Raw genomic sequence first — 11,617 nt, forward strand, 5'->3', positions numbered from 1 at the left:
CGGGTCGGGGTGCTGGGGGTCGGACTCGGGGCCGGGGCCGGGGGCGGTCCGGGCGACTTCGTCCGTCTCGGGGAAGGCGCCCGCGTAGGTGTCGTGCCGGGCGTCGTACGCGCCGGCCTCCTCGGGGGTGCGGCTGTCGGGCGCTCGGCCGTCGAGGGAACGGCCGCCACCATAGGGGTCCGTGTGTATACGTCCGTCGTGTATACGTCCGTCGCCGTACTGGTCCTCGTGCGTGCGTTCGCCGCCGTACCGGTCCGCGTGGGTACGTCCGTCGCCGTACCGGTCCGTGTGCGTACCCCCGCCGGGGCGCTCCGCCGAGTCGGCCGGGCGTTCCTCCGCTTCCGGCGCGCCCACCCGGAAGACGTCCCCGGCGGTGTTCCCCGGAACGTGCGCCGCGCCCCGCACGGGGCTGTGCGGGGCGCGGCGGTCGAGGTCCTCGATGCGGGTGTGCAGTTCTGTGCAGCGGGCCGTGGCGCGTTCGCGGTCGTCATGGGCCCAGGCCAGGTCCAGGCGGACGGAGTCGGCCTCCTCCTGGGAGGTGGCGGCCTGGAGTCGGCGGGTCAGTTCGGCGGTGCGTTCGGCGGCGTAGCGCTGCTCGCGGAGCATGACGTCGAGCCGGTCACCGAGGGCGTCACGGCCGCCGGGCCGGGAGTCGTACGCGGCGAGCGAGGCGCTGTGCAGGGCACGGGCCCGCTCGGTCTCCTGGGCCGCCGCGGCGGGACCGTACGCGGTGCCGAGGTCGTGCATGAGCGCTTCGACGACGTCCCAGGGCGGCACCTCCAGACCGTCCAGGCAGACCCGCATGCCGTCGGGGTCGCGCTGCCAGAAAACGGCGCACCAGCCACCGCCCTGGTCGAGCTTCGTCATCAGCTTGTTCAGGTATCCCGCGAACTCCCGTACTTGTCCCGGGAGTTGATCCACAGCCATCGCATACTCCCCCGGCAGACTGGAGTGCTCCGGTCCGCAAGAAAACACCAGTTGTGTTACAGGACGGCTACGCGAAGTTTTCGTAGCGGACGCAGTGTGCCGTACGCGGCCGTGCGACAGCTGTGCGTGAGGGGTTCAGGCCATCACGGCGAACGACTCCAGCCATGACGGCGAAACGGCTCAGGCGACCGCGGCCGTCGGGGCCGTATCGGCGGCCGGTGCGCACCGCGTGACGAGGGCGTCCATGGACAGACCCAGCGCGCGGGCGAGAGCGGCGACCGTGAAGAAGGCCGGGGTGGGGGCCCGGCCGGTCTCGATCTTCCGCAGGGTCTCCGCGGAGATGCCCGCGCCTGCGGCGATCTCCGCCATACTGCGGCCGCCGCGGGCCTCACGCAGCAACCGGCCGAGCCGCTCGCCGCGTTCACGCTCTTCGGGGGTCAGTGGGGTGCGCACCATGCCCCCATTCTAATACCGATCCCCTCCGGCGGACCGGTATATTAATTGGATATTGAGCGGTATAGTAATTGGCATGGTGGAACTGAAGACGGACGCGTCGATGGACGCGATGTACGAGGCCGGGCAGGTCGTTGGGCGGGCGCTGACCGCGGTGCGGAGCGCCGCCGGCGTGGGCGTCTCCCTGCTCGAACTGGACGAGGTGGCGCGCGAGGTACTGCGGGAGGCGGGTGCCTCGTCGCCGTTCCTCGGTTATCGCCCGTCCTTCGCGCCCACGCCCTTCCCGGCGGTGATCTGCGCCTCCGTGAACGACGCGATCGTGCACGGCATCCCGACGGCGTACCGGCTGCGCGACGGCGACCTGGTGTCCATGGACTTCGGCGCCGAACTGGGCGGCTGGGTCGGGGACTCGGCGATCAGCTTCGTGGTGGGGGAGCCGCGCGCCGCCGACCTGCGGCTCGTCGAGACGGCCGAACGCGCCCTCGCGGCGGGCATCGGGGCGGCCGTCGTCGGCAACCGCATCGGCGACATCGCGCACGCGATCGGCACGGTGTGCCGCACGGCAGGGTACGGGATTCCCGACGGCTTCGGGGGCCACGGGATCGGCCGCCATATGCACGAGGACCCAGGGGTACCGAACGAGGGGCGGCCCGGACGCGGGATGAAGCTGCGGCACGGGATGGTCCTGGCGATCGAACCGATGCTGATCGGCGGGGGCGGCGACGGGTACCACGCGGCGCCGGACGGGTGGACGTTGCGCACGGACGACGGTTCCCGGGCGGCCCATGCGGAACATACGGTCGCCATCACGGATACGGGGCCGCGGGTACTGACCGCGCGGTGACGGCGACATCGGAGCGCCGTCGAGCTGCGGGTGATCGTGCGACTGCGGGTACGTGGGGCTTCTCGCGCAGTTCCCCGCGCCCCTGAAAGCCCAGGCCCGCGGGCCTCAGCAAGACGGCCCCGCCGGCCGATGAAAGCAGGGGGCGCAGCCCCGCTTTTCAGGGGCGCGGGGAACTGCGCGACCAGCCCCCACCCACCCGCAGCTACAAACGAACCCGCAACCCCCAACGGCGCCACCGGTGTATCCCCGCAACACGCGGGAACCCGGTGGCGAATGAACAACGGATTCCCCGGGCCCGAGGGCTACGGTCCGGACCCCCTCAGTGAGTTCTTCGCCCGTTTCTTCGGCGGGCCGCGCCCGCAGCGGATCGAGATCGGCCGGCTGATGAGCGGTCCGGCCCGCCAGTTGGTGGCCGACGCGGCGGCGTACGCGGCGCGGCACGGCAGCAGGGACCTGGACACCCAGCATCTGCTGCGCGCCGCGCTGAGTGCCGAGCCGGGCCGAAGTCTGGTGGCCCGCACGGGCGTCGACCCCGACGCGCTGGCCGGTGAGATCGACGAGCGGTCCGGCCCGGAGCGGCACAAGCCGGGCCAGGGGCCGCCGCCCGCGTCCCTGGCCCTGACCCCCGCGGTCAAGCGGGCCCTGCTGGACGCACACGAACTGGCCCGGGGCACCGGCTCCGGCCACATCGGCCCCGAACACGTCCTGAGCGCCCTCGCCGCCAACCCGGACTCGGCCGCCGGCCACATCCTCGGCGCCGCGCGGCTCTCGGCCTCCGCGCTGCCGCCGGACGCGTCGGACCCTTCGGACCCCTCGGACCCGTCGGCGGCGACCCCGCCCGCCGGGATCCCCCTCTCCGGGTTGCCGCACCGCATGTCCACCGCCACACCGACCCTCGACAAGTACGGCCGCGATCTGACCGACCTCGCCCGTCAGGGCCGTATCGACCCGGTCATCGGGCGGGAGGAGGAGATCGAGCAGACCGTCGAAGTGCTGTCCCGGCGCGGCAAGAACAACCCCGTGCTCATCGGTGAGGCGGGCGTCGGCAAGACCGCGATCGTGGAGGGGCTGGCCCAGCGCATCGCCGAGGGTGACGTGCCCGACGTACTGGCCGGGCGCCGGGTGGTCGCCCTGGATCTGTCCGGGGTGGTCGCCGGGACCCGTTACCGGGGCGACTTCGAGGAGCGGCTCACCGGCATCGTCGACGAGATCCGCACGCACTCCGGGGAACTGGTCGTCTTCATCGACGAGTTGCACACGGTCGTGGGCGCCGGTTCGGGCGAGGGCGGCGTGCTGGACGCGGGCAGCATGCTCAAGCCGGCCCTGGCGCGCGGAGAGCTGAACATCGTGGGGGCGACGACCCTGGAGGAGTACCGGCGGATCGAGAAGGACGCGGCGCTGGCCCGCCGGTTCCAGCCCGTGCTGGTCCCCGAGCCGAGCGGCGATGACGCCCTGGAGATCCTGCGCGGGCTGCGCGACCGGTACGAGGCCCACCACCAGGTCCGCTACACCGACGAGGCACTGGTGGCCGCGGTGGACCTGTCGGACCGGTATCTCACCGACCGACGGCTGCCCGACAAGGCCATCGACCTGATGGACCGCGCCGGGGCCCGCGTCCGGCTGCGTGCCCGGACCAAGGGGACGGATCTGCGGACCCTGGAGCGGGAGATCGAGCAGCTGACCAGGGACAAGGACCAGGCGGTCGCGGGCGAGCAGTACGAGCGGGCCACGCGGCTGCGGGACCGGATCGGTGAGTTGCGACAGCGGATCGGAGCGGACCACGGCGGGGAACGGGCCGACGACGGGCAGAGTCTGGAGATCACCGCCGAGGACATCGCCGAGGTCGTCTCCCGGCAGACAGGCATCCCCGTCAGCAGCCTCACCCAGGAGGAGAGGGAACGGCTGCTGGGGCTGGAACAGCGGCTGCGTCAGCGGGTCGTCGGGCAGGACGAGGCGGTGCGCGTGGTGGCGGACGCGGTGCTGCGCTCGCGCGCCGGGCTGGCCAGTCCCGAACGGCCGATCGGCAGCTTCCTCTTCCTGGGCCCGACCGGCGTCGGCAAGACGGAACTGGCCCGCGCGCTGGCGGAGGCCCTCTTCGGCGGCGAGGACCGGATGGTGCGGCTCGACATGAGCGAGTACCAGGAGCGGCACGCGGTCAGCCGGCTGGTCGGCGCCCCGCCCGGCTACGTCGGCCACGAGGACGCCGGGCAGCTGACGGAGGCCGTACGACGGCATCCGTACGCGCTGCTGCTGCTGGACGAGGTGGAGAAGGCCCACCCGGACGTCTTCAACCTGCTGCTGCAGGTCCTCGACGACGGCAGGCTCACCGACGCGCAGGGCCGCACGGTCGACTTCACCAACGCCGTGATCGTCATGACGAGCAACCTGGGCTCGGAGGCCGTCGGCAGGAGCGGGTCGGGGCTGGGCTTCTCGGCGGGCGGCGCCGAGGCGGACGAGGAGGACCGGCGCGAGCGGATCCTGCGGCCGTTGCGGGAGCACTTCCGGCCCGAGTTCCTCAACCGCGTCGACGAGATCGTCGTCTTCCGCCGGCTCACCGACGACCAACTGCGGCGGATCACCGACCTGTTGCTGGAGCGGACCCGGGACCGGCTGCACGCGCGGGGTGTCACCGCCGAGTTCACCGAGCAGGCCGTCTCATGGCTCGCCCGCCACGGAGACCAGCCCGAGTACGGCGCCCGCCCGCTGCGCCGCACGATCCAGCGGGAGGTCGACAACCCGCTGTCCCGACTGCTCCTCGACGGCCGGCTGCCGTCCGGCAGCCGGGTGGCGGCGGAGGTGGGGGACGGGCGGCTCGCCTTCCGTACGACGTCGACGCCGCCCGACCCCGACCGGCCTGCTTAGCCGGGCAACCCGCTACGGGTGCCCCTGCTTCGCGGGGTGCACGACCATCGCCGAGCCGCCCCCGCGTCGTACCGTCTCCGCGGCGGCCAGCCACCTGCCGTTCGACAGGCGCTGGACGGCGGTGGCCGCGCCGATCTCCGGGTTCTGCCGGAAGCCGTGCCCGATGGCTTCGAGCTCGGTCCTCAACGGGCTGTTCCACAGACCCGGTTCGAGCTCCGTGGTGGTCTGGTTGCGCTGGCTGGCGCGGGGCGCCGCGATCGCGTCGACCAGCGGCAGGTCCCGGTCGAGGAAGCCGGTCAGGGTCTGCAGCACGGTCGTGATGATGGTCGCGCCGCCCGGTGAACCGAGCGCCACCACGGGCTTGTCGTGCTGGTCGAGCACGATCGTCGGCGACATCGACGAGCGCGGCCGCTTGCCCGGCCCCGGCAGGTTGGGGTCGTGCACGGCCGGGTTGGCCGGGGTGAAGGAGAAGTCCGTCAGCTCGTTGTTGAGCAGGAAGCCCCGGCCCGGCACGGTGATGCCACTGCCGCCGGTCTGCTCGATGGTGAGCGTGTACGAGACGACGTTGCCCCACTTGTCTGCGACCGTGAGATGGGTCGTGCTGTCGCCCTCGTACGTCGTCGGCGCGGCCGTACCGCCGGTCGCGCAGGGAGCCGGATTGCGCGGGTCACCCGGCGCGACGGGGCTGGTGAGCACCGCGTCGTCCTTGATCAGGCACTCGCGCGAGTCGGCGAACCGCTGCGACAGCAGCCCCTTCGTCGGCACGTCCTCGAAGGCGGGGTCGCCGACCCAGCGGCCACGGTCGGCGAACGCGATACGGCTCGCCTCGATGTAGCGGTGCAGGTACTGGACGTCGCTCGCCTTCGCGAGGTCGGTCCGCTCCAGGATGTTGAGCGCCTCGGCGACCGTCGTACCGCCGGAGGACGAGGGGGCCATCCCGTAGACACCGAGGCCGCGGTACGAGGCTTTCGTGGGCGCCTGGCGCTTGGCTCGGTATACGGCGAGGTCGGTGGTGGTCAGATCGCCGGGCCGGGCATTGTAGCCCGAACTCGGGTCCACGGGAGGCTTGTTGACCGTGTCGACGATGTCCTGCGCGAGGTCGCCCCGGTAGAGGGCCCCGACGCCCTTGCGGCCCAGCTCCGCGTAGGTACGGGCCAGATCGGGGTTCTTGAGGGTCGAGCCGACCACCGGCAGCTGCCCGCCGGGGAGGTAGAGGTCGACGGTGTCCGGGAAGTTGCGGAACCGGCCCTCGTTGGAGGCGGTCTGGGCGCGGAAGGTCGCGTCGACGGTGAACCCGTCGCGGGCGATCTTCTCGGCGGGCTTCAGCAGCTTGCCGAGCGGCTTGCTGCCCCAACTCTTCAGCGCCGTCTGCCAGGTCGCCGGGGTGCCGGGCGTGCCGACGCTCAGCCCGCTGGTGACGGCCTCGGCGAACGGGATCGGCGTGCCGTTCTCCAGGAAGAGGTTCTCGTCGGCGCTCAGGGGCGCGGTCTCCCGGCCGTCGATGGTGTGCACCGTACGGGACCCGGCGTCGTAGTAGACGAAGTAGCCGCCTCCGCCGATGCCCGCGGAGTAGGGCTCGGTGACGCCGAGCGCGGCGGCCGTGGCGACGGCCGCGTCCACCGCGTTGCCGCCCTTGCGGAGCACCTCGATGCCGGCGGCGGAGGCGTCCGGGTCGACGCTGGAGACGGCACCGCCGTAGCCGACGGCGACCGGGACCTTCTCGACGGTGTCCGTCGCGGCCGAGGACGGCGGGGCCGCCCCCACCGACACCACGGCGGACGTTGCCGCCAGTACAGCCAGTTTCCGCGCGACAGGACGACGCAGACGCATCCGTACCTCCAGTCAGGGACCGTCCGCGCAGACTAACGCGGGTGCCATGGCCCCGTCAGCGGCGTCTCGGCCATCCGGCGGTGCCGCACCACTCCCGCGACGGCACACCGAACCAGGACACCGGGCACGGAATCGGACAGGGATTCGGACAGGGTTCGGCCGCGCCCGCTACCATGCGCGGCCATGAATGACGACGTGCGCAATATCGTCCTCGGCGTGATCGCGGCGGGGCTCAGTGCCTCGCTGGGCTGGTTCTTCCGGACGTACCTGTGGAAGCGGAAACTCCGCCGCAAGCAGACGTTCTTCGGGCTGCCCGACAACTCCGAGTCCTTGTTGGTGGTCAACCGCGATCCGTCCAGCGCGGACCTGGCGGTCCACCGCTTCGACGTGTTCGCGCTCCTGGAACTCTCCGCGCTGATCAAGGGCTGCGGCTCGCACGCGCAGATGATCACCCAGGACGCGGCCCAGCAGGGGTTCGGCGAGCGCACCGAGTTCTGCGTGGGAGGGCCCGTGTCCAACCGCCGCATGGCAGCGCACATAGCGGCCATGCTGCCCGGCATCAGCTTCAACAGCGACCCCGAGCCCGGCCCCCACCGCGCCGCCTTCCAGATCGGCAGCGAGCAGTACCGTCTGGACCCGGGCATCACCGAGCACGTCGTCCTGGCCCGGCTCACCACCGGCCAGCCGGACCAGGCCCGGCCCGTCTTCCTCTTCTGCGGCCAGCGGGCGATCACCAACCAAGCCGCCACCCGCTACCTCGCCCGCAACCACGAGCGACTCCACCGCAAGTACGGCACCGGCACCTTCGTGCTCCTCCTGAAGGTCGTCAACTCCCAGGCGTACGGAGCCGATGTGGTCGAACTCGTCGCCGACGTCACCCGCGCGGCCCAGACCCCGGCACCGGCACCGTCGGCCCCCGCACAGATCTCGCACCGCGCCTCCTAGTTCACGGCTGAACGTTACCGTCACGTAACTTACCGGGGAGTTACTTCTGGTAAGGGTGTCCGGTTACCGTCGGGTCACTTTGCACTTACACGAGTGAGGAGCGACCCATGAGACACCTGCACGGCACCACATCGCGTACAGCCAGGGCTCTGCGTACGAGCGCCGCGGGCGCCGTCTCGGCCACCCTGGTCGCCGGCACGGCCCTCGGCCTCGCCCCCGCCGCCCAGGCGGCGTCCGGTTCCACCGCCGCGCCCACCACTCGCTTCGTCGACATCAAGGGCGACGGCGGCACGGTCCTCAAGGCCAATGTCGTCGCACCCGCCGACACCTCGCGCGCGTACCCGCTCCTCGTGCTGCCCACGAGCTGGGGCCTTCCCCAGATCGAGTATCTGGCCCAGGCGCGGAAACTCGCCGACGCCGGTTATGTCGTGGTCAGTTACAACGTCCGCGGCTTCTGGGAGTCCGGCGGATACATAGAGGTCGCGGGGCCACCCGACACCGCCGACGCCTCCAAGGTGATCGACTGGGCCCTCGCCAACACCCCGGCCGACGCCGAGCACATCGGCATGGCGGGGCTGTCGTACGGGGCGGGCATCAGCCTGCTCACCGCCGCGCACGACAAGCGCGTCAAGGCGGTCGCCGCGCTGAGCGGCTGGGCGGACCTGATCGACTCGATCTACGGCGGACGCACCCAGCACCTCCAGGCGGCCGCCCTGCTGGACGGCGCCGGACGGATCACCGGCCGCCAGAGCCCCGAACTCCAGCAGATCTTCGAGAACTTCTACGCCTCCGACCTGACCAAGGAGGAGGACATGATCGCCTGGGGGAAGAAACGTTCCCCTGGGACCTATCCGGACCAGCTCAACACCAACGGCACGGCGGTCATGCTCGCCAACGCCTGGGGCGACTCGATCTTCCCGCCCAACCAGTACGCCGACTTCTACGAGAAGCTCACCGGTCCCAAACGGCTGGAGCTGCGCCCCGGCGACCACGCCACCACGGAGGCGACCGGTCTGTTCGGGCTGCCCAACGACGTGTGGACGGACACGCAGCGCTGGTTCGACCGCTACCTCAAGGGCACGCCCAACGGCATCGACCGCGAGCAGCCCGTCCGGCTCAAGTCCCGTACGGGCGGCGCCTTCGAGGGCTATCCGGACTGGAAGTCCGTCACCGCGACCCGTAAGAAGATCGCCCTGACGAGCGGCACCACGATCCGCGCGAACACCGACTCGGGCGCGAACGGCGGCGTCGTCTTCCTCTCCAGCATCCTCGACCAGGTGGCCCAACTCCCGCCCGTGGCCTCGATTCCGCTGCTGCCGCGCCGCTGGGCGGCCGTGTGGCAGTCGGAGAAGTACGCCGAGGCGCAGGCCGTGCGGGGTACCGCCGAGCTGCACACCACGGTCACGGCCACCAAGGAGAGCGGCACCCTCGTCGCCTACCTGTACGACGTGGGCCCGCTCGGCCTCGGCAAGCTGGTCAGCCACGCGCCGTACACCTTCCACGGCGAGACGCCCGGCCGGCCGTTCGGCGTGGACCTGGAACTGCTCTCCACGGCCTACGACGTTCCGGCGGGCCACCGTCTCGCCCTGGTCGTCGACACGGTCGACCCGCTCTACATCGAGCACAACCCGACCGGCGCGCAGCTGACCTTCTCCTCGCCGCCGAACGACCCGTCGTACGTGTCGATCCCGCTGCGCGAGCAGTGATCTCCGGCTGCTGCCGGGCGGGCCTGGCCCCTGGCTACTGCGCGCCTGGCAGCAGCGTCCCTGTTTCGGCCGGGGTGGCGTCCACGGCCTCGCTCACCCCAAGTGGATGAACCGCTCATCGTAGTCGAGGCCCGCGTCCGGTCCAGCGGCGGTGGTCAGTGCTTGAGGATCTTGGAGAGGAAATCCTTGGCACGGTCGCTCTCCGGGTTCGTGAAGAAACCGTCCGGAGTGCGGTCCTCGACGATACGGCCGTCGGCCATGAAGACGACGCGGTTGGCCGCGGAGCGGGCGAAGCCCATCTCATGGGTGACGACGACCATGGTCATGCCCTCTCGTGCCAACTGCTGCATGACTTCGAGGACTTCGTTGATCATCTCCGGGTCGAGGGCCGAGGTCGGCTCGTCGAACAACATGACCTTGGGGTCCATGGCGAGGGCGCGGGCGATGGCCACGCGCTGCTGCTGACCGCCGGAGAGCTGCGCCGGGTACTTCGGCGCCTGGTCGGCGAGACCGACACGGTCGAGGAGTTCGCGGGAGCGCCTGTCGGCGTCCTCCTTCTTCCGTTTGCGGACCTTGACCTGACCGAGCGACACGTTCTGCAGGACCGTCTTGTGCGCGAAGAGGTTGAACGCCTGGAAGACCATGCCGACGTCCGCGCGGAGGGCCGCGAGGCTCTTGCCCTCGTCCGGCAGCGGCTGCCCGTCGAGCAGGATCGTGCCGGAGTGAATGGGCTCCAGCCGGTTGATCGCCCTGCACAGCGTCGACTTCCCCGACCCCGACGGGCCGATGACCACGACCACCTCCCCCTTGCCGACGGTGAGGTCGATGTCCTGCAGGACATGCAGCTCGCCGAAGTACTTGTTCACGTCGTGCATCTCGATCAGCGGATCGACCGCCATGCCCTGCCCGCCCTACTCGCTCTCGGTCGTGTCATGTTGTGTCGTGTCGTGTCGTGTCGTGTCGCAGGTGCCGCAAACTATCCGGACGGATGTTGCCCCCAGGGACGACACGCACTGTCGGGGATTAGCCGTATTTTCTGGAATCGGCCGCGTCGGAGGCGGTGCGAGGGACGGCGCGGGGGACAGCGCGGGAGGCCGTCATCCCTCCGCGACCTCGGCGTACAGCTGGGACAGTTCCGGTGCGCCGCTGGCGGCCCACTCCTGACCGGCCTCGACCACGTCGATCTCACGACCGGACGCCAGGCGCACCACCGGCTGCCCGTTGGGCCAGATCTCCCAGCGGGCGCCCGGCACGGTCCGTACGACGACCGTGCCCAGATAGAGCCCGGCGTCGTTACCGAGCCAGGCCAGGGTCTCCTCGTCGTCGCGCCAGCGCGGGACGAGCTGGTCCAGGGCTTCCAAGGAGGTCGCGGAGTCGTCCAGTCGAACACCGACCTGTGTGGCCTGCGCGCGCAGTAGTTCGCATTCGGAGAGAAGTTCGGCGAGTCCTTCGTGACCGTCGTCGTCACCGTCGCCCCCGGTGAACACCGCGACCCCGAAGGCGGGGTCACGCCTCTTGCGCCAGTTGCCCAGGAAAGAGATGTTCATGCGCTCAGCGTGTCATCCACATCACCCTTCGCACCACAGGCGCGCGGGGACGCCTGTTCGACGGGAGTTCGCCCGCAGTTCGTGCACGCCTCATCGGCGGGTTCCTGACGCCTCATTGGCTTCGTGGCGTATCTGTCGTCTCATCGTTGTACCGGTGTCGCATCCGTCGTCATCGTCGCCGTCATGGTCATCAGCGAGTGGGAGGGGTCGCGCGTGCGCCGACGCGTCTGGGGAACGGCTGTCGCAGTGGCACTCCTGGCGACGGTCGCACCCGTCGCCACCGCCCGGGCCGCCGGCGACGGGGTGCCCGAACCGGCGCCGCTGGAGCGCCTCTTCGACAACCGTGCGGTCAGCGACGACGGGCAGCCCGCCGAGGCCGACTTCGACGGCTCCGGCGGCTCCCTCTCCGCCGCCGACCTGACGGCCGCCGGGTGGACACCCGGGCGCGCGCTGACCGTTCAGGGCGCGCGTCTGACCTGGCCGCGCCGCACCGCGGGCGAGCC

The 11,617-nt window shown here is 71.1% G+C and carries 8 protein-coding genes and 2 pseudogenes; 5 read left to right on the forward strand and 5 right to left on the reverse strand.

Translation table 11 applies throughout. The annotated features are described in order from the left end of the window. Both AWZ10_RS53425 and AWZ10_RS03090 read right to left on the reverse strand, forming a co-directional pair. Nucleotides 1-927 (reverse strand): annotated as a pseudogene (locus tag AWZ10_RS53425) (hypothetical protein); the annotation flags it as partial. Nucleotides 928-1,107: 180 nt separating this feature from the next. Then, nucleotides 1,108-1,383 (reverse strand): helix-turn-helix domain-containing protein, encoded by a 276-nt coding sequence (locus tag AWZ10_RS03090; protein WP_060890377.1) that lies wholly within the window; start codon nucleotides 1,381-1,383, stop codon nucleotides 1,108-1,110. Between the two features lie 73 nt (nucleotides 1,384-1,456). Between AWZ10_RS03090 and map the strand changes: the two genes are divergently transcribed. Together map and AWZ10_RS03100 are read left to right on the forward strand one after the other, a co-directional pair. Continuing rightward, on the forward strand, nucleotides 1,457-2,224 hold the full coding sequence (map, locus tag AWZ10_RS03095) for a type I methionyl aminopeptidase (RefSeq protein ID WP_046704400.1): 768 nt from the start codon (nucleotides 1,457-1,459) through the stop codon (nucleotides 2,222-2,224). Nucleotides 2,225-2,497: 273 nt separating this feature from the next. Further along, nucleotides 2,498-5,086, forward strand: coding sequence for an ATP-dependent Clp protease ATP-binding subunit (locus AWZ10_RS03100; protein WP_060890378.1), 2,589 nt, complete (start codon nucleotides 2,498-2,500; stop codon nucleotides 5,084-5,086). Between the two features lie 12 nt (nucleotides 5,087-5,098). On the opposite strand, the gene ggt is transcribed toward AWZ10_RS03100, so the two are convergent. Continuing rightward, nucleotides 5,099-6,916, reverse strand: coding sequence for a gamma-glutamyltransferase (gene ggt / locus AWZ10_RS03105; protein WP_060890379.1), 1,818 nt, complete (start codon nucleotides 6,914-6,916; stop codon nucleotides 5,099-5,101). A 183-nt stretch (nucleotides 6,917-7,099) separates the two neighbouring features. Here ggt and AWZ10_RS03110 point away from each other — a divergent pair, with 183 nt between their 5' ends. Together AWZ10_RS03110 and AWZ10_RS03115 are read left to right on the forward strand one after the other, a co-directional pair. Next, a complete protein-coding gene (locus AWZ10_RS03110; protein WP_046706982.1) occupies nucleotides 7,100-7,861 on the forward strand; it encodes a hypothetical protein in 762 nt (253 codons plus the stop codon). Nucleotides 7,862-7,968: 107 nt separating this feature from the next. Then, on the forward strand, nucleotides 7,969-9,567 hold the full coding sequence (locus AWZ10_RS03115) for a CocE/NonD family hydrolase (RefSeq protein ID WP_046706981.1): 1,599 nt from the start codon (nucleotides 7,969-7,971) through the stop codon (nucleotides 9,565-9,567). Between the two features lie 155 nt (nucleotides 9,568-9,722). On the opposite strand, the gene AWZ10_RS03120 is transcribed toward AWZ10_RS03115, so the two are convergent. Further along, a complete protein-coding gene (locus AWZ10_RS03120) occupies nucleotides 9,723-10,466 on the reverse strand; it encodes an amino acid ABC transporter ATP-binding protein (protein WP_046706980.1) in 744 nt (247 codons plus the stop codon). Nucleotides 10,467-10,664: 198 nt separating this feature from the next. Further along, nucleotides 10,665-11,114, reverse strand: a complete 450-nt coding sequence (locus tag AWZ10_RS03125) for a DUF6278 family protein (protein WP_046706979.1) — start codon at nucleotides 11,112-11,114, stop codon at nucleotides 10,665-10,667. Nucleotides 11,115-11,297: 183 nt separating this feature from the next. On the opposite strand from AWZ10_RS03125, the pseudogene AWZ10_RS03130 reads away from it, so the two are divergent. Next, nucleotides 11,298-11,617 (forward strand): annotated as a pseudogene (locus AWZ10_RS03130) (SGNH/GDSL hydrolase family protein); the annotation flags it as partial.

The sequence above is a fragment of the Streptomyces europaeiscabiei genome (assembly GCF_001550375.1).
GTDB classification, from domain to species: Bacteria; Actinomycetota; Actinomycetes; order Streptomycetales; family Streptomycetaceae; genus Streptomyces; species Streptomyces europaeiscabiei.

Bases quoted from the DNA above. Each gene is read 5' to 3' on its own strand.
- AWZ10_RS03115 (WP_046706981.1), top strand. From the start codon at position 7,969: ATGAGACACCTGCACGGCACCACATCGCGTACAGCCAGGGCTCTGCGT.
- AWZ10_RS03110 (WP_046706982.1), top strand. From the start codon at position 7,100: ATGAATGACGACGTGCGCAATATCGTCCTCGGCGTGATCGCGGCGGGG.
- AWZ10_RS03125 (WP_046706979.1), bottom strand. From the start codon at position 11,114: ATGAACATCTCTTTCCTGGGCAACTGGCGCAAGAGGCGTGACCCCGCC.
- map (WP_046704400.1), top strand. From the start codon at position 1,457: ATGGTGGAACTGAAGACGGACGCGTCGATGGACGCGATGTACGAGGCC.
- AWZ10_RS03100 (WP_060890378.1), top strand. From the start codon at position 2,498: ATGAACAACGGATTCCCCGGGCCCGAGGGCTACGGTCCGGACCCCCTC.
- AWZ10_RS03090 (WP_060890377.1), bottom strand. From the start codon at position 1,383: ATGGTGCGCACCCCACTGACCCCCGAAGAGCGTGAACGCGGCGAGCGG.
- ggt (WP_060890379.1), bottom strand. From the start codon at position 6,916: ATGCGTCTGCGTCGTCCTGTCGCGCGGAAACTGGCTGTACTGGCGGCA.
- AWZ10_RS03120 (WP_046706980.1), bottom strand. From the start codon at position 10,466: ATGGCGGTCGATCCGCTGATCGAGATGCACGACGTGAACAAGTACTTC.